15 protein-coding genes and 1 tRNA gene are annotated in these 16,839 nt (G+C 71.4%); 11 read left to right on the top strand and 5 right to left on the bottom strand.

All coding sequences use genetic code 11. The annotated features are described in order from the left end of the window. Positions 1-116 precede the first annotated feature (116 nt). The 3 genes from AB0I10_RS19720 (at position 117) to AB0I10_RS19730 (ending at position 4,598) form a co-directional block, all read left to right on the top strand. Positions 117-1,874: an alkaline phosphatase D family protein gene (locus AB0I10_RS19720; protein ID WP_363153780.1), complete on the top strand. Its 1,758-nt coding sequence runs from the start codon at positions 117-119 to the stop codon at positions 1,872-1,874. A 153-nt stretch (positions 1,875-2,027) separates the two neighbouring features. Then, positions 2,028-3,998, top strand: a complete 1,971-nt coding sequence (locus tag AB0I10_RS19725; protein WP_363153781.1) for an FAD/NAD(P)-binding protein — start codon at positions 2,028-2,030, stop codon at positions 3,996-3,998. A 123-nt stretch (positions 3,999-4,121) separates the two neighbouring features. Next, entirely contained in the window at positions 4,122-4,598 is a 477-nt protein-coding gene (locus AB0I10_RS19730) for a DoxX family protein (RefSeq protein WP_363153782.1), read from the top strand. Positions 4,599-4,781: 183 nt separating this feature from the next. Here the strand turns inward: AB0I10_RS19730 and AB0I10_RS19735 are convergent, their stop codons facing one another. After that, positions 4,782-5,552 (bottom strand): superoxide dismutase family protein, encoded by a 771-nt coding sequence (locus AB0I10_RS19735; RefSeq protein ID WP_363153783.1) that lies wholly within the window; start codon positions 5,550-5,552, stop codon positions 4,782-4,784. Between the two features lie 233 nt (positions 5,553-5,785). On the opposite strand from AB0I10_RS19735, the gene AB0I10_RS19740 reads away from it, so the two are divergent. The 6 genes from AB0I10_RS19740 (at position 5,786) to AB0I10_RS19765 (ending at position 10,917) form a co-directional block, all read left to right on the top strand. Beyond that, positions 5,786-6,439, top strand: coding sequence for a VTT domain-containing protein (locus tag AB0I10_RS19740; RefSeq protein ID WP_363153784.1), 654 nt, complete (start codon positions 5,786-5,788; stop codon positions 6,437-6,439). 89 nt (positions 6,440-6,528) lie between these two features. Then, a complete protein-coding gene (locus AB0I10_RS19745) occupies positions 6,529-7,089 on the top strand; it encodes an N-acetyltransferase (RefSeq protein ID WP_363153819.1) in 561 nt (186 codons plus the stop codon). Positions 7,090-7,325: 236 nt separating this feature from the next. Beyond that, positions 7,326-8,525, top strand: coding sequence for a class I SAM-dependent methyltransferase (locus AB0I10_RS19750; protein ID WP_363153785.1), 1,200 nt, complete (start codon positions 7,326-7,328; stop codon positions 8,523-8,525). Between the two features lie 54 nt (positions 8,526-8,579). Beyond that, positions 8,580-9,236 carry a nucleoside/nucleotide kinase family protein gene (locus AB0I10_RS19755; protein ID WP_363153786.1) on the top strand — a complete coding sequence of 219 codons (657 nt, stop codon included), beginning with the start codon at positions 8,580-8,582 and terminating at the stop codon, positions 9,234-9,236. 84 nt (positions 9,237-9,320) lie between these two features. Next, positions 9,321-10,013: a MarR family winged helix-turn-helix transcriptional regulator gene (locus tag AB0I10_RS19760; RefSeq protein WP_363153787.1), complete on the top strand. Its 693-nt coding sequence runs from the start codon at positions 9,321-9,323 to the stop codon at positions 10,011-10,013. Between the two features lie 55 nt (positions 10,014-10,068). After that, complete coding sequence (locus tag AB0I10_RS19765; RefSeq protein ID WP_363153788.1) at positions 10,069-10,917, top strand: alpha/beta fold hydrolase; 849 nt, start codon at positions 10,069-10,071, stop codon at positions 10,915-10,917. A gap of 93 nt (positions 10,918-11,010) precedes the next feature. Here AB0I10_RS19765 and AB0I10_RS19770 read toward each other — a convergent pair whose 3' ends face one another. The 4 genes from AB0I10_RS19770 to AB0I10_RS19785 form a co-directional block, all read right to left on the bottom strand. Continuing rightward, positions 11,011-11,511, bottom strand: a complete 501-nt coding sequence (locus tag AB0I10_RS19770; protein WP_363153789.1) for a VOC family protein — start codon at positions 11,509-11,511, stop codon at positions 11,011-11,013. Positions 11,512-11,656: 145 nt separating this feature from the next. Then, positions 11,657-12,208, bottom strand: a complete 552-nt coding sequence (locus tag AB0I10_RS19775; RefSeq protein WP_363153790.1) for a DoxX family protein — start codon at positions 12,206-12,208, stop codon at positions 11,657-11,659. A 401-nt stretch (positions 12,209-12,609) separates the two neighbouring features. Then, entirely contained in the window at positions 12,610-13,545 is a 936-nt protein-coding gene (locus AB0I10_RS19780) for a serine hydrolase (protein WP_363153791.1), read from the bottom strand. 579 nt (positions 13,546-14,124) lie between these two features. Beyond that, positions 14,125-14,199, bottom strand: a tRNA-Val gene (locus tag AB0I10_RS19785). A 208-nt stretch (positions 14,200-14,407) separates the two neighbouring features. Between AB0I10_RS19785 and AB0I10_RS19790 the strand changes: the two genes are divergently transcribed. Continuing rightward, positions 14,408-15,715 carry a hypothetical protein gene (locus AB0I10_RS19790; RefSeq protein WP_363153820.1) on the top strand — a complete coding sequence of 436 codons (1,308 nt, stop codon included), beginning with the start codon at positions 14,408-14,410 and terminating at the stop codon, positions 15,713-15,715. Between the two features lie 221 nt (positions 15,716-15,936). After that, positions 15,937-16,644, top strand: coding sequence for a DUF4383 domain-containing protein (locus AB0I10_RS19795; RefSeq protein WP_363153792.1), 708 nt, complete (start codon positions 15,937-15,939; stop codon positions 16,642-16,644). Positions 16,645-16,839 lie beyond the last annotated feature (195 nt).

Raw genomic sequence — 16,839 nt, forward strand, 5'->3', positions numbered from 1 at the left:
GCGCGTCGCCGTCCCGCGCCCCCGCCGCGCGCCGTCTGCTCCTATCCTCTGACCACGCCATGACCGATGTGGCTGACGATAGGACTGACGTGGCTGCCGATAAGGGAGGGGCACCGATGCCCGGACTGCGCCTGGGGCCGCTGCTGCGGTACGTCGACGCGGACAGCGCGACCGTGTGGGTGGAGACCGACCGGCCGTGCGAGGTGCGGATCCGCTGCGACGACGGCGCGGGCGGCGCGGAGCGCACCTGGCAGGTGGCCGGGCACCACTACGCGCTGGTGCCGGTGACCGGCCTGACGCCGGGCGGTGAGACCCCCTACCAGGTGCTGCTGGACGGTCAGCAGGTCTGGCCGCTCCCCGCCGGCCGCTTCCGGGCGAGCACGATCCGTACGCTCCCGGCCTCCGCGGAGGACCCGCTGAGCCTCGCCTTCGGCTCCTGCCGCTGGTCGGCGACGCCCTCGAAGGCCGCGCACGACCCCGTCGGCCCGGATGCGCTGGACACCCTCGCCGCCGCTCTGGGTGCCGACCCCGGCCGTCAACGCCCGGACGTCCTCCTGCTGTTGGGCGACCAGGTCTACGCCGACCAGACGTCCGAGGCGACCGCCCGACTGCTGGCCGAGCGCCGCGATCTCACCGAGCCGCCGTGGAAACAGGTCGCCGACTACGAGGAGTACACCTACCTCTACTACGAGTCCTGGCTCGACCCGGAGGTCCGCTGGCTGCTGTCCACGGTCCCCAGCTGCATGATCTTCGACGACCACGATGTGATCGACGACTGGAACACCTCCGCGGCCTGGCTGACCCGGATGCGCGCGACCTCCTGGTGGCACGAACGCATCCTGGGCGGCCTGATGTCGTACTGGGTGCATCAGCATCTGGGGAATCTCTCGCCCGCCGAGCTGGCCGCCGACAAGCTGTACAACCAGGTGCGGGAGGCGTCCGACGGGACGGAGCTGGTGCGGGAGTTCGCGGCCCGTGCGGACGCCGATCCGGCGTGCGTGCGCTGGAGCTACCGGCGCGACCTGGGCCGGGTACGCCTTGTCATGATCGACACCCGGGCCGGCCGCGTCCTGGGCGAGGGCAGCCGGGCGATGCTCGACAAGACCGAGTCGGAATGGCTGCGCGAGTCGGTGCTGGACGGGCGCGGCTCCTACGACCACCTGCTGATCGGCAGCTCGCTGCCCTGGCTGCTGCCGCATCTCATCCATGCCGCAGAGGGGTGGAACGCCGCGCTGTGCGCCGGGGAGCGCGGCGCCCGCTGGGCCCGTAGCAGCGAATTCCTGCGGCAGCGGGCCGACTTGGAGCACTGGGCGGCCTTCCCCGAGTCGTTCGCCGCGCTCACCGATCTCATCGCGGAGGCCGGTTCCGGGGAGGGCGCGCCGGCCACCGTGTGTGTGCTGTCCGGAGATGTGCACCATGCGTATGTGGCGGAGCCGCACTGGCGGAGCGTCGGCGCCGGGCCGCACGCCTCGGAGGTGCGTACGCCCGGCGGCCACCGGCCCACGAGCCGGGTGCTGCAACTGACCTGCTCCCCCGTCCACAACAGCATCCCCGCCTCGATACGGGCCGGTTTCCGCTTCGGCTGGAGCCGGTCCGGCCGGTGGCTGGGCAAGGTACTGGCCCGGCACGGGCGGCTGCGGCGGCCGCCGCTGAAGTGGCGGCGTACGGACGGCCCGTGGTTCGGCAATCAGCTGATGACGCTGACGCTGCGCGGCCGTACGGCGCTGCTGCGGCTGGACCAGGCCCGCAAGGGGAAACCGGGAGACATTCGACTTGTAACGGTATGGCGGGATTCGCTGGTCGGTGCGCGGGTTGCTGACGAAAGCGGCGATGCGGGAGGTTCGGCGGTTCCTCACAGGCCGACCACGATGTGAATCACCTGTGGATGTGGCCGATTTCCTAGCCGTCTCGGGTGCTGTTTTGCCGGGTCGGGCGGTGATGATGGGGCGCACGTTCCCTCGTCGACCGACCTTTCTGATGGCCGCGCCCCGCTCGCCGGTCATCTGCCGCCCCTGGGAGAGCCCCTCTTGGCCGACCACATCGCCGACCGCCACACCCGGCCCGCCATCGCCATCGTCGGCGCGGGGCCACGCGGGACGAGCGTCCTGGAGCGGATCTGCGCCTCGGCCGCCGAACTGGCCCCGGGCGCCCGACCGACCGTGCATGTCATCGACCCGGCCCCGCCCGGTGCGGGCCGCGTGTGGCGCACCGACCAGTCGCCCGAGCTGCTGATGAACACCGTGGCGTCGCAGGTCACGCTGTTCACCGATGAGAGCGTCGAGTGCGAGGGGCCGATACGTACCGGGCCGAGCCTGTACGCGTGGGAGGGGTGCGACGTCGGCCCGGACGACTACCCGGGGCGCGCGCTGTACGGCCGCTACCTGGAGTGGGTCTTCCGCCGCACGGTGCGCACCGCCCCGGAGGGCGTGACGGTGGTGCCGCACACCGCCCGCGCGGTGCGGCTGCAAGACGCCCCCGGCGGCGGGCAGTCGCTCACCCTCGACGACGGCCGTACGCTGCACGGCCTGGGGGCGGTGATCCTCGCACAGGGCCATCTGCCGACCGCCCCGGACGCGGAGCAGCAACGATTCACCGACTACGCCGCCAGGCACGGCCTGCGCTACCTGCCGCCCGCCAACCCCGCCGACCTCTCTGCCGCGCTGTCGGCGCTGCCCCCGGAGCTACCGGTACTGCTGCGCGGTCTCGGCCTGAACTTCTTCGATCACATGGCGCTGCTGACGACGGGCCGCGGCGGCCGGTTCGTACGCGGCGCGGACGGCACGCTGGCGTATGTGCCGTCCGGGCGCGAGCCGAAGCTGTACGCGGGGTCCCGGCGCGGCGTCCCGTACCAGGCGCGCGGCGACAACGCGAAGGGCGCGCACGGCCGTCATCTGCCGCTGCTGCTCACGCCGGATGTGATAGCCGCCTTCCGCAAGCGCGCCGATTCCGGTGATCTTCCCGACTTCCTGGCGGAGGTCTGGCCCTTGGCGGCCAAGGAGGTGGAGTCCGTCTACTACGAGGCGCTGCTGGTGCGGCGCGGCGCGGGTGGCCCTGTGGACGGAGAGGAAGGGGCGGCGCTCCGGGAGCGGTTCCGGGAACGTTTCCTCAGCAGTGCGCACGGCGGTCCCGACGAGGCCGCCGTCCTGGATGCGTTCGGTATCGCGGCGGCCGAGCGCTGGGACTGGGACCGGGTCTCCCGGCCGCACGCCGACCGGCGGTTCGCCGGCCCCGCCGCGTTCCGGGACTGGCTGCTGGCCTACCTGCGGGAGGACGTCGCACACGCCCGGCAGGACAACGTCGCGGGCCCGGTCAAGGCGGCGCTGGACGTACTGCGGGACCTGCGCAACGAGCTGCGCCAGATCGTCGACCACGGCGGGCTGGCGGGCGCCTCCCGCCGGGACCACCTGGACCGCTGGTACACACCGCTCAATGCGTTCCTGTCCATCGGGCCGCCGCGGCGCCGCATAGAGGAGATGGCGGCGCTGATCGAGGCGGGGGTGCTGGATGTGCTCGGCCCCCGGATGGAGATACGCCCCGGCGCTCCCGATGGCGGGCCCGGTTTCACAGCGCATTCGCCGGACGTTCCGGGGGCGCGGGTGACGACGGGGGCGCTCATCGAGGCGCGGCTGCCGGAGCCGGATCTGCGCCGCACCGGGGACGAGTTGCTGTCCCGGCTGCTGGCCGATGGCGGCTGCCGGCCGCACACGGTGGACGGTTATGAGACGGGCGGGCTGGATGTGTCGGCGTCCCCGTATCACCTCGTCGAGGCCGACGGGCGGCACCATCCGCGGCGCTTCGCGGTGGGGGTGCCGACAGAGGGCGTGCACTGGGTGACGGCGGCGGGGGCGCGGCCCGGGGTGGGGTCGGTGACGCTGGCCGATACGGACGCGGTGGCTCGGGCGGCGCTGCGGGTGGCGGTTGCCGCTGGTGGGCGGATGCCTGAGCCACCTGGCCATGGCGCATGTTCCAGGGCCGTGTCCGGGGTCCGTGTCCGGTAACGGCCCGGAAAAAGATACGAACACGCCAGAGCTTGAACTTGCAAGTAAAGTTAAGGTGTCCCTAATCTAGGGCTCCATCGGTTACCAACGTCCCCAGAAACCGAAACCGAGGAGTCCCTTCACATGTCCGCTCCTGTGACATCCCCACTGACCTCGTTCACGCAGAGATCGGCACCGCACGTCCTCGCACTCTTCCGCGTCGTCGTCGGGCTGCTGTTCGCCTGCCACGGCGCGGCGTCGCTCTTCGGTGTCCTCGGCGGCGCGATGGGCACCGGCGCCACCGTCCCGGCGGGCAGCTGGCCCGGCTGGTACGCGGCCGTCATCCAGCTGGCCGGCGGCGTCCTCGTGCTGCTCGGCCTCGGTACCCGCTCCGCGGCGTTCATCAGCTCCGGCTCGATGGCCTACGCGTACTTCTCCGCCCACCAGGGCACCGCACTGTGGCCGATCCAGAACGGCGGCGAGGCGTCCGCGATGTACTGCTGGGCCTTCCTGCTGATCGTCTTCCTCGGCCCCGGCGCCTGGTCGCTGGACCGCCTCTTCTTCGGGGCGCGGCAGAAGGAGCAGGCCACCACGGCACAGCCCGAGCCGAGCGTCGCCTGACGTCTCTCCGCCGGGAGCCTTCGCCCCGGCGCCCGCACGGCCCGTACGGCGCAGTCGCTGCTGCCGTACGGGCCGTGTCGTCAGCGCCCACCTCCTGGTCTCCGCCTCCTCAGCCTCCGCTTTCGCAGCCTCCGCTTTCTCGGCGTTCGCCGCGCAGCACCTGCCTCCTCAGCACCTGCTTCCTCAGCGCTTGCTGAACGCCCCGTGCAGCCCCGACCGTTCGAACGGCACCGTGAGGCAGGCGAGCCGGGGACCCGCGGTACCCGCCTTGCCGACGCCCTTCTCGGTCCGGTGCTCATGGATGACGACGGACCGCGCCGCGCCCGGCCGGAAGCGCCAGTCATGCCGGGACTGCGCCGCACCGCGCCCCTTGCGATCGGTGGTGAAATCCAGCCACACCTCGTTCTCCGCGTTGGCGTAGGCGGGGTTGGTGGACGGCTGGTGGGGGTCCTTGCGGTGCTGGTAGTGCGGCCCGGAGTCGTCGGGCTTCGCCCCGCACGGCTTTGTGTGCACATGCGCGCCGTATGTGCGGCCCGACCGCAGCCCCGACACCTTCAGCACGACCAGTGTGGAACGGCGCCAGCCGAACTCGCCGACCTTGATGTGGGCGCCCGCAGGCACCCGTTTCAGGTCGTACGTCACGGCGCTGGACCGCACGAGGGCCTTGGGCGGCGCGAACCGGCCATGGGCGTCCAGCCAGACGGGCCGCGGGTAGCTCTTGATCGGCACGGGTACGGCCGTGGCGGGCACGGGTACGGCCGTGGCGGGCACGGCTGTCGTCCTGGGTACGGCCGTCGCCTCCGCCGTGGTCGTCGTCACCGTTATGGTCATCGCCGAGATCACGGCGAAGGCTCCCGCCGCCAGCCCCGCCGCCCGCACCGTTCGTCCTGCCACCATCGTCCGGTCCTCCATTCCGAGCCGCCCCGTGCCGAGCGCACGGAGTGCAGCGCTCATACCGTTCCCGTTCGCCCCCGGTGACGCGCCGCGCAGTCGGGTGACGGGGCCGGGAGACGGGTGATCCGAGGCGGGTGGGGTCAGGGGAAGCAGCCCTCCGCTGCCGGTCCGTGACCCACGGCAACACATTCCACCCCAGGTCACGCGCCTGCTGATGCCAGGCGTACGCTGTACGGCTGTAGAGCCGCCCCTGCCGCCCCACGCGACGTCGCGGCAGGGTGTCGGACGGGAGTATGACGTTGTTGGAGAACCTGGGGTCCCTCAGCGGCACCCCGTGGGTGTACTTGGTCGTCAGCCTCTCGGTCGTCCTCGATGTCTTCGTCCCGATCCTGCCCAGCGGAGTGCTGGTGATCGCCGCGGCCACCACGGCCGCCGGCACCAGCACCGCCGCCGACGCGGTCGGCGCCGTCGGCGCGTCCGTGCACGGCGGGGCCCACCCGGCCGAAATGCTCTCCCTGGTGCTGTGCGCCGCCTGCGCCTCGGTGCTCGGCGACATGGTCGCCTACCGGCTGGCCTGGCGCGGCGGCGACCGCTTCGACCGGGCCATCGGCCGCTCCCGCCGGCTGGCCGCGGCGCAGAAACGACTCGGCGCGGCGCTCACCCGAGGGGGCGGCGGCATCGTCGTCCTGGCCCGCTTCGCGCCCGCGGGGCGCTCGGTGGTCAGCCTGGGCGCCGGAGTGGCACACCGTACGGTGCGCGAGTTCCTCCCCTGGTCCGCGCTGGCCGGCCTCACCTGGGCCGCATACAGCGTCAGCCTCGGCTACTTCGGCGGCCAGTGGCTCGGCGCGTCCTGGGTGAGCACCGGTCTCTCCGTCGTCGCCCTCTTCGCCGCCGGATCCGCCGCGGTGTTCCTGATGCGCCGTCCGGACCGCCGCGCCGCCCACTGAAATCCCGTGGCCGGTTGTCGGACCCCGGTGCGACGATGAAGGGCATGAGCGGGGTGGACGGGATGAGCGGCATGGATGACGTGAACGGCATGGCCGGCGTGAACCGCACGAGCGGTACGCGCGATGGCGGCTGGCGTCCCCGTCCCGAGGCTCCCGAGGACATACCGGCGGTCCGACGGCTCCTTCTCGCCGCATTCGACGGGACCGAGGAGGCGGATGGCACAGAGGCGGACCTCGTCGACGCGCTGCGCGGCGACCCGGCGGCCTGGCTGCCCGGGCTGTCGTACGTCGCCGACGCACCGGACGGCACCCTGGCCGCCCATGCGCTGCTGACCCGCTGCCATGTCGACGAGGTGCCGGCCGTCGCACTCGCCCCCTGTGCGGTGCTGCCCGAGAAGCAGAATCAGGGGGCCGGCGGTGCGGTGATCCAAGCGCTCCTGGAAGCGGCCCGCGCGGCCGGTGAGCGGACGGCGATCGTGCTCGGCCATCCGCCGTATTACCCACGCTTCGGCTTCGAGCCGGCCGCCACCCGGTTCGGCATCCTGCCCCCGCAGCCCTGGCCGGACGAAGCCTTCATGGCACTGTCCCTGGACGGCTCCATACCTCCGCGCGGCACAGTGCGCTACGCCAAGGCCTTCGGTATCGGCTGACGCCGGATCGGTGTCGACGACCGACGGCTGACGGCGGATCGGCGTCGGCCGGCCCCGGCCGCGCAGCCCGGGGAGGGCGCTACGGACGTCCCGTCACGGAGTAGAGTCGACCGTCACCACCCCGCCCCCGCCGCCCCTACGGGCGCATCGCCGCGCTCCCAGGGCCGCGGCCCGGCGCCGCGCCCCCGCGGCTCCCAGGAGGAGGGGTACGAACCACTAACGCGAGGCACAATTCGGTGAACTCTCCGCCGGTCGTCGAATGGACCGAGGCCGACGAGGCCCGTTCCGCCCGTTGGCGTTCCGAGAACGGCGCCCCGCCGCCCCGTCGGATCGTCATCGCGGACGACCGGACGAAGGCCGACGACGCGTACAAACTCGCCTGCGAGGGCACCGCGCTGCTGTGGCGCGGCGATTTCCACAACGCCCGCCAGCTGCTGACCGCGCTGGCCCGCCGCATCGACCGCCGCCCGCGCAAGGCGCCCCCGGCCGACGTCACCCAGGCCTTCCACCTGCACCGCGCCGCACAGAACCAGCGCGCCCGCATCCTGGGCATGCTGCTGGTCCCCCTCGACGCGGCGTACGACGTCCCGTTGCACCGTGCCCCGGATGTACGCGAGGCCTGCGCGCGGGCATACGGGCCTGCCGACGCTTCCGCCGCCGCGGCCTCCGCCCCCGTAGCCTCCCTCGTCTCGCTGCGCGAGCTGCTCGGCCTCATCGGCGCCAACGAATGGCGCAAGAAGGGCGTCGAGATCCCGGCGCTCGGGGGCGACCGGATCCATCCGCACTACGGCGTCTTCTCACCGGCCCGCGGCGAATATGTCGACCTGGTGGCCGAGGCCCCGCTGCCCACCCAGGAGCTGGCGTTCGACATCGGTACCGGCACCGGCGTACTGGCCTCGGTGCTCGCGCGGCGCGGCGTACGGCGCATCGTGGCCACCGACCAGGACCCGCGCGCGCTGGCATGCGCCCGCGAGAACACCGAACGACTGGGCGTGGCCGGGCAGGTGGAGGTGGTCGAGACGGATCTGTTCCCGTCCGGCCGCGCCCCTCTGGTCGTCTGCAATCCCCCTTGGGTCCCGGCGAAGCCCACCTCGCCCGTGGAGCACGCGGTGTACGACCCGGGCAACCGGATGCTGCACGGCTTCCTGAACGGCCTGGCGGACCATCTGGCACCGGGTGGTGAGGGCTGGCTGATCCTCTCCGACCTTGCCGAACACCTCGGGCTGCGCCCGCACTCCGAACTCCTCGACGCGTTCACCAAGGCCGGGCTCACGGTCCTGGACCGCCTCGACATCACACCGCGCCATCCGCGCGCCCGTGACACCTCCGATCCGCTCCATGTGGCCCGCGCGGCCGAGGTGACGTCCCTGTGGCGGCTGGGCGCCGCGACCGGAGCCGCCGGGCAGGCGAACGAGTCCGCCGCGGGGAGCAGCTGACCCGGGCCCAGGGAGGAGAGCCCCTCGGGCCGCTTCAGGCACGATGGACAGACCATGGATCCCCAACACCTGCTGGCCCGCGCCCGCCGGCTCGCCGCCTCCGCCACTCCCACGCGACGCCGCCTGCTCGGCATCGCCGGTCCGCCCGGCGCCGGCAAGTCCACCCTCGCCGCCCACATCGTGGCGGAACTGGCCGGACAGGCGGCGCTTGTCCCGATGGACGGCTTCCATCTCGCCGGGTCGGAGCTGCGCCGACTCGGCCGTACCGACCGCAAGGGCGCACCGGACACCTTCGATCCCGCCGGATACGCGGCGCTGCTGGCACGCCTGCGCTCCCCGGAGCCGGACACCGCCGTCTATGCGCCGGCCTTCGACCGCCGCATTGAGGAGCCGGTCGCCGGGAGCATCCCCGTAGCGCCCGGCATTCCCCTCGTCGTCACCGAGGGCAATTACCTCCTCCTCGACTCCGTCCCCTGGGCGCGCGTCCGCGACCTGCTCGACGAGGTCTGGTACGTGGAGCTGGACGGCCCGGAGCGGGTCCGGCGGCTGATCGACCGTCATGAGCGGTTCGGCCGGCCCCGCCCCGACGCCGAGCGGTTCGTACACACCTCGGACGAGGCCAACGCCCGCGTCGTGGCGGCGACTCGCGGCCACGCCGATCTCGTCATCACCTTCACTGCCGATCAGGCCCCGCCGCCACAGGGCGGGTAGGAGACCGCAGCGCAACGCACCCTCGACCGCAACGGCACACCCTCACACCTTCCCAAACGACATCATCGATGTCATCGTGACATCATGAGTGTCGACAGGGTGGGCGTTGAGGTGGACATCGAGACAGCCGTTGAGGCGGATGCCGAGGTGGGGGCCGGGGCAGACGGGGCCACCACCCCGCCCCCCGCCGAGGAGCTCCTGTACGGCGTCATCCGGCGCCTGTGGCCTCTGCACCGCACGGTCGTGCGCACCATCGAGCGCGAGCTGGCCGGCACGGGCATGACCGCCGGTGAACACGCCCTGCTGGACGCGCTGGGTACCGAAGGCCCCCGGACCGTGCCGCAGTTGGCCCGCATCCTGGAGCTCGACCGGCAGCCGGTCCAGCGCTGGGTGAACCACGCGGCGGAGCTGGGTCTGGTGGTGACGGTTCCGAATCCCGCGCACCGCCGCTCGCCCCTGATCGAGCTCACCGCCGAGGGCGGCGAGGCGATACGCGGGGTCCAGGAATTCGAGACGACGGGGCTTCGGCGCGGGCTGGCCGACGTGTCCACCGCCGATCTCACCACCACGCTGCGCGTACTCGATCGACTCGGCGAGGAATTCCGGCACCTGGCGAGCGACTCGCGCGTTCCATCGAAGGAACCGGGCGTTCCCGGTAGTCCCGGCACTAGCGGCAATCCCGATACTTCCGACAGTCGCGACAGTTCCGACGCCGGCAACGGTCACGACACCCCGGGCAGCCTTAGGCATCCGAAAGGCGGCCCACCAGCCACATAACCCGCCCACCGGTCAGGCCACCACCGCCACCGCCACACGAAGGACAGCACGGAGAATGACCCACGCAATCAGCGACTGGTCCGAGATCGACAACGGCATCGTGCCGATCGACGACGGCGAGCTGTTCTACGAGACGGCCGGCTCGGGTCCCGCGGTGGTGCTGCTGCACGGAGGCATGCTCGACCAGCACATGTGGGACGAGCAGTTCGCCTGGCTCGTCAACTCCGGCCTCCGCGCCATCCGCTACGACGCCCGCGGTCACGGCCTCTCCTCCTCCGTGACCGGGGACTACGCCAACCACGACGATCTGCGGGCGCTCCTCGACGCACTGGATGTCCCGAGCGCCGTGCTGGTCGGGCTCTCGCACGGCTCCCGGGTCGCGCTCGACACCGCCATTGCGCACCCTGACCGGGTGACGGCCCTTGCACTCGCCTCACCCGGCGTCAGCGGTCGCGCCTTCACCGACCCGTTCGTCCTGGAGCACATCAAGGAGCAGGTCGCGGCGATCGGCGAACCGGACGGCGTGGAACGGTATGTCGAGCACTTCCTGCGGATGTGGGTGGACGGGCCGCATCGCGAACCGTCCGCCGTGCACCCTGGAATGCGCGAGCGGATGCGCGCCTCGGCCGAGGCCAATGCCGAGGTGCATGCCGATGGCCTGGGCACCGGAACACCCATCGAGGTCGGCGCCGCCGAGCGCCTGTCGGAGATCCGGGTGCCGACGGTCGTGTTCGACGGCGACCTCGACAGCAGGGACATCTCCGCCAACGCCCATGCCATCACGCTCGCCGTCCCCGGCGCCCGAAGGATCCGAATACCGGGCGCGGCCCATATGGTCAACCTGGAGAACACCGCGCTCTTCGACCAGGAGCTGCACGCGTTCCTGTGCTCCTTGCCGTACTGACGCGGACGCAGGGCGGATATCCCCTGGTGGCCCGGGCGGCGTTGCCCCGCCGGCGTTTGCCCCGGCGGCCTTTCCCCGGGCGACGTCGGCTCCTCAGGTGACGGAGCCGGCCGCCGCGCCCGTCACCAGGTCCGGGCCCCAGCGCTCCAGCGCCGCCGGGAGATCGAGCGGCCGTACGCGGTTCGACTCGTCCGCGCCAGGCCAGTCCTCCCGCGGGACCCGCCACATCACCTCGAACTCGTTGCCATCCGGGTCCTTGGCGTACAGGGACTTGGAAACGAGGTGATCGCTGGCGCCGACGAGCGCGCCATTCGCGCTGAGCTGCGCCTGGGTCGCGACGAGATCGCCGAGCGTGCCGACCTCCCACGCCAGGTGATAGAGCCCGACCCGGCCCTCCTCCGGCCCGGGCGCGTCCGGCCCCACCGCGAAGAGCCCCAGATCGTGGTCGTTGAGTGAGCCAGGGGCGCTGAGGAAGGCTGCCCGTCCGGGGATCTCGATGTCCACCTTGAGTCCGAGGGCATCGGTGTAGAAGGCGACGGACCGCGCCAGATCGCGGATGTAGAGCACCGCGTGATTGAGACGTCGTACAGACATGGGGCCTCCGATCTGCCGTGATGCCTGGGGCGGCACCGCGTCCTGCTCCTACCTACCTCTGCTTCCGCCTCACCGTTCCTGTGGCGAGGCGGCCCATCGACGGCGTCCGAGCGCCGTCCGACCGCCGCTTCGCGGCAGCCGACCGCTAGTTCCGGAGCAGCAGCACCACGCCCGCGGCCACCGCACCGATCACCAATGCGACGACGCCGTAGACAAGCCGGTGCGCGCGCAGGACGGGCAGGAAGTGATCGACGGCGTAGCGGCCGGGGCCGGTCAGCGCCAGGGCGGCCGCGGAGGCGGTCAGCAGCAGCTCGTACTCCACACCCTCGGGCGCGAAGAAGCCGCCGCCCCACCTGACGGCGAGAGCGTTGATCATCGTGCCGAAGATGGCCGCTGCGGCAAGCGGGGTGAGCAGGCCGAGCACGAGTCCGAGGCCGCCGAGCGTCTCGCTCAGGCCGGCGATGACGGCCATCGTCTTGCCCGACGGGTAGCCGCTCAGCGCGAAGGCCTTCCCGGTCGCGTCCAGGCCCGGCCCGCCGAACCAGCCGAACAGTTTCTGGCTGCCATGGACCGCCATGGTCAGCCCGAGCGCGAGCCGCAGCACGAGCAGCCCCACGTCATAGCCGTACAGAGAGGCCTGCGGAGAGCCGTGCGGAACGAGCCGGTGCCGCGCCGATGCATCGAGCGGAGACGTCATGATGAGCACTCCTTCCCGTGTCGAGGACTGGGCCGGCAGGCCGCGCAACAGCGCGGAACCAGTTCCGAACGGTGCGGAAAAGTTCCCATTACTTGAAACTTCAAGTCACTGCTCACGACCATACACAGCACCCTCACCGCGAACAACCACGCCGAAGGCGTCCTCCTTCCCGCTATCCCGAGCAGATCGGAGCAGGACAGAGCAGATCGGAGCAGATCGGAGCAGGCGAGAGCGGATGAGCGAGCGCGCGAGCGGCCCGGGACCCATCTCAACCTGGTCAGGCGCACCCGGGAGCGCTGGGGCCGGTGCACCGCGTCGGCGTGGAACTCATCGTCGACCTCGGTCAGTTGAGGGGCCCCGGGTCGGCAAGCCCCGCGCCGGTCACATGGCGGCGGGGCCGCTCAGCCCCCGCTCACCGCCGCGTTCAGATCGCGATGAATAACCCGGGCCGCCGCCTCAACCGTGTCGACCCCGTAGTCCATGGTGCGGTTTCCGTGCGAGAGGACGACCATGCCGTAATCGCGGCCGCCGCCGGTGAAAGCGCCGACGCTGTGCACCCGCCAGCCGTTGGTTGCCCGCGGCAGCCAGCCGTTCTTGACGCGCACGGATTCCGGGGCGGGCGCTCCGGCAGGCACTCCCCACCGCTGGTCGGGGACGACCCTCTTCATCAGGTCGAGCGCGTAGGCGCGTGCGGCCGGCGTGAGCACCGCATGCTTGCCGGCGTTGCCCTCCGTGAGGAGCCGCATCAGCTTGAGCTGGTCGCCGGCGGTGATCTGGGTGAGTCCCCATGCCCCGTCGGCACCCGGGACGGTGTGCCGCATCCCCGCCAGGGCCAGGAAGTGCTTGATGCCGGTGGGGCCGATCTCGCGCCACAGGGCGGAGGTCGCGTCGTTGTCCGACTTGGTGATCATGGCGGTGGTCCAGCGCGCCTCTTGCGGCGTCAGCTTGCGGTGCGCCTCCTCCGCCTGCCTGAGCAGGGCCCCGAGGACCGTGACCTTGACGACGCTCGCCGAGTCGAAGGACAGACCGGACTTGAAGTCGCAGGTGGTTTTGGTACGCCGGTCATAGAAAGCCAGCGCCGGTGTGCCCTTGCGCCCATGGAGGGCGCGGGCTATGTCCCGGGACAGCTCGGGGGCGAGACCCGGCTTCTCCGAGGTGCAGACGACCTTCGATCCGCCCACCGGAGCGGTGGCGGTGCTCGCCGAAGCCGGACCCGCCGTACCGAACACCGCGATCAGCGACCCGGCGGCCACCGCTCCGGCGGCCAGGACTGCGGCCAGCCCGCGGCGCGCGCGCTTCGATATGCGTGATCCGTGCTTGCCCTGCGTTCCGCGCATGAAGGTTCCGTCTCGTCCCACTGTGTGCCGGAGGCCATCTCGCCAGACCTCGTACGACCGGACCAACCGTGAGCCGGACTCCAGCAGCGCTTCGCTGCGCCTGTAGCCCGGTGGACACGCAAGCCCGTATCCCCCGAAGCCACGGCGACCTCGCCTGTGAGCCACGGTGACCTTACGTGCCCCGGGTTCGGGCACCTCGAAAAAGCGGGGTGAATTGTCCGTATTTGATGGCGTTGCCGATATGTGACATTCGCCAAATGCGGAGGAGATGGACGCCGCCCGACAAGGGCAGGCCGGACCGCTCAACACCAAAGACGGGTCAAATCCCGCTCGACGGGCAACCGCATCGATTCGATGAGCAACCGCAGCGACCAGACACACCGAGAAGGCCGACCGAACATCCGCGATCAGCAGCCGCACGTCGACGCGTCCAACAAGACACCGAGAGGCTCTCCGCGGCGGAGCGGCCAGTCGCGGCCCGATCCTGACGGAAATCCACCGCCGGTTCCCGCCTGTTCACCGCACGGCGAAGGCCCCCTCGCGCGCCTGCGCGAAGGGGCCTCCGACCTGCAATTCTTCTGGTGGGCACAGACGGATTTGAACCGCCGACATCTGCTTTGTAAGAGCAGCGCTCTACCGCTGAGCTATGCGCCCTGGCCGAGCCGACAGACTACCTTGCCAGCGGGGCTGAACTGCAAACCCGTGCGCGAATTGCGAACTTACCGGCCCGCACATTCGTTTCCGTGAGTGGGAGAATGACGGCCCTGGGCGATCCGATCGGGAGAGGGATGTGACGGCGACACACACGCAGCCGCACGAGCAGCGAGCACGCCGTCGCCCGCGGAGGGGCCCGGTCCGGGATGTGGTGGCGCTCGTATTGCTGCCGCTGCCGTTGTTGGCCGCGATGGCGCCGGCCGCGTTCGCGGGTGGGGGTACGCGTCGCTGGTTCGGGCGCGGGGAGAATCAGCGGGCCGATGCGCAGGCCGCCAAGGACGCCGCGGCGGCGGCGTTCTACGAGCTGGACACCGCCCAGCGGGATCTGCGGATCACGATAGAAACGATCACCGCGGTCGACGATTCGCCGCCCGCGCGCCGGGCCGCCGAGGAATATCAAGGCTTCGGCCGGCGCATCGACGAGGTGAGCCACGCCTACATCACCGCCGTCGACTCCCACGATCTGGACCGCGACGACTTGGACGCCGGCGCGGCGGCGCGTGCGCGGGCCGATCTGACGCGGGCCAAGGAGGAGCTGGTCCGCGTCAAGGGCGAGCTCGACCGGTTCGAGCAGGGGCTGGGGCCGCTGCTCCAGACCGCCGAGACGCAGTTGGCGCGGCTGGCACCGGCGGTGGAGCGGGCGCGCCAGACGCTGCTGGCGGCGAGCAACGCGCTGGACGCCGCCCGTGCGCAGCGCCTGAAGGCCGATGACCTGGCGACGCGGCTGGCGGCCCTCGCCCCCGAGCTGACCAAGCTCAATCAGGGTGCCGGGCAGCACGGCGTGCAGGACACGATCCGGCGCGCCGACGACGTGCGGCGCAAGGCCGATGCCGTACGGAGCGAGGCCGAGCGGCTGCCGGAGAAGGCAGCGGAGATCGACAAGCGGCTGGTGTCACTGCGGACCCGCGCACAGGCGATCACCACGCGGGCCGGGAAGGTCGATCCCGTCCTGAGCGAGCTGCGGCGGCGGTACAGCGCGGCGTGCTGGCAGGACCTTCAGCAGGTGCCGGAGCAGGCGGCGCAGTCCGTCCGGCAGGCCGAGGTCAAGCTGCGGGAGGCGCAGCAGGCACGGGACGAGCAGCGCTGGGCGGACGCCACAAGCCTGCTGGCGACCGTGCGCGCGCTGCTGAACACCACCGATGAGGCGGTTTCGGCGGCCGGCGACCGGCTCCAGCGGCTGGACTCGGTGTCGTTCGACCGGCAGAAGGAGATCGAGCGGACGCGCTTCGCGATCCGGGATGCGCAGCGGCTGGCGATGGCTGGGCGCAGCACCCCCGATCCGCGGCATGCCGGCCCGCTGGACGACGCGGTGGCTCGGCTGGACCGCGCGGTCGCGGGCCTGGAGGGGCGGCATCCGGACTGGTGGCACTTCCTGACCGAGACCGAGGCCGTACGGCAGACGGCGGCCCGGGTGGTGCAGGAGATCCGGGAGGCCCGGGGCGGCGCCGGCGGCTGAGGCGAGCCGCGGGGGCGGGCGCGATGGGCGTGGTGGCGGGCGCTGTGGCGGATGCCAGGCGCGATGGCGTGGTGGCAGGCGCGATGGCGTGGTGGCAGGCGCGATGGCGTGGTGGCAGGCGCGATGGCGTGGTGGCAGGCGCGATGGCGTGAAGTGGCGGGTGGGCGGATGCTGGAGGGGAGTACGGCCCAGGCGGCACATCTGCGCGAAGGAGGCCGGACATGGCGACTAGGGCTCCCGACCAGGTCCTGCACAGACCCTCGAACCTCATCAAGCGGATCAAGGTGCACCACATCCGGCTCGATGAGCATCTGCCCGTGGATCACCGGCTCAGCAAGGTCTACCGCATCGGCGCGGGGCTGATGGGCCTGGTGCTGGTGGCGTTCGGCATCCTCGGCCTCACCCACCACATCGGCTTCTTCGACACCGGCGGCGACACCGTTGCTGGCCTGCAGACCAATGGCGCCCTGAGCGTGCTCTCCATCGTCGTCGGAGCGCTGCTCTTCGGCGGCATGGTGATCGGCGGGAACTCCGCGTCGACCCTCAACATCGCGTTCGGCGTGCTCTTCCTGCTGAGCGGATTCGTGAATCTGGCGCTCCTGCAGACCGACGCGAACTTCCTCGCCTTCAAACTCCAGAACGTGTTGTTCAGCTTCGTAGTCGGGCTGATGCTGCTGGTGTTCGGGATGTACGGACGCGTCAGCGGCGGCCTTGGGCAAGACAACCCGTACTGGCGCGCCCGGCACCCGGCGGAAGCGGAGCAGTTCGACCGCGGGCGGATGCATCCCGCATCAGGCATGACGGCCCTTCGGCAGGCAGCCCGCTCCAGGCAGGAGCCCGGGCGGCACAGGAAGCGCGGCACGCTCGCCGACGGCAGGAACAACGTCGACAGCGAGCGCGGCATCGGCAGCCGCACGGAGATCGGCTGAGGGACCCGTCGGGCCGTCGGGCCATCGAGCCGCGACGTTGCCAGCGTGTCCTCGTGAGATTCGTGAGAGTCGTGAGGTCGTGAGGTCGTGAAATCGCGAGCCAGGGCGTGCCGGGGTGCGATGTCCCTGTACGCCCTGACTCGCGAACAGACTGTTAATCGCTAATCAATGACCATTTGATGATTTATGGATGCT

This window comes from Streptomyces sp. NPDC050636 (genome assembly GCF_040654775.1).
GTDB lineage: Bacteria > Actinomycetota > Actinomycetes > Streptomycetales > Streptomycetaceae > Streptomyces.

What these genes read in the sequence shown, in the direction of transcription:
- AB0I10_RS19720 (WP_363153780.1), top strand. Translation starts at nt 117, where the DNA reads ATGCCCGGACTGCGCCTGGGGCCGCTGCTGCGGTACGTCGACGCGGAC.
- AB0I10_RS19730 (WP_363153782.1), top strand. Translation starts at nt 4,122, where the DNA reads ATGTCCGCTCCTGTGACATCCCCACTGACCTCGTTCACGCAGAGATCG.
- AB0I10_RS19735 (WP_363153783.1), bottom strand. Translation starts at nt 5,552, where the DNA reads ATGAGCGCTGCACTCCGTGCGCTCGGCACGGGGCGGCTCGGAATGGAG.
- AB0I10_RS19740 (WP_363153784.1), top strand. Translation starts at nt 5,786, where the DNA reads ATGACGTTGTTGGAGAACCTGGGGTCCCTCAGCGGCACCCCGTGGGTG.
- AB0I10_RS19745 (WP_363153819.1), top strand. Translation starts at nt 6,529, where the DNA reads ATGGCCGGCGTGAACCGCACGAGCGGTACGCGCGATGGCGGCTGGCGT.
- AB0I10_RS19755 (WP_363153786.1), top strand. Translation starts at nt 8,580, where the DNA reads ATGGATCCCCAACACCTGCTGGCCCGCGCCCGCCGGCTCGCCGCCTCC.
- AB0I10_RS19760 (WP_363153787.1), top strand. Translation starts at nt 9,321, where the DNA reads ATGAGTGTCGACAGGGTGGGCGTTGAGGTGGACATCGAGACAGCCGTT.
- AB0I10_RS19765 (WP_363153788.1), top strand. Translation starts at nt 10,069, where the DNA reads ATGACCCACGCAATCAGCGACTGGTCCGAGATCGACAACGGCATCGTG.
- AB0I10_RS19770 (WP_363153789.1), bottom strand. Translation starts at nt 11,511, where the DNA reads ATGTCTGTACGACGTCTCAATCACGCGGTGCTCTACATCCGCGATCTG.
- AB0I10_RS19775 (WP_363153790.1), bottom strand. Translation starts at nt 12,208, where the DNA reads ATGACGTCTCCGCTCGATGCATCGGCGCGGCACCGGCTCGTTCCGCAC.
- AB0I10_RS19780 (WP_363153791.1), bottom strand. Translation starts at nt 13,545, where the DNA reads ATGCGCGGAACGCAGGGCAAGCACGGATCACGCATATCGAAGCGCGCG.
- AB0I10_RS19795 (WP_363153792.1), top strand. Translation starts at nt 15,937, where the DNA reads ATGGCGACTAGGGCTCCCGACCAGGTCCTGCACAGACCCTCGAACCTC.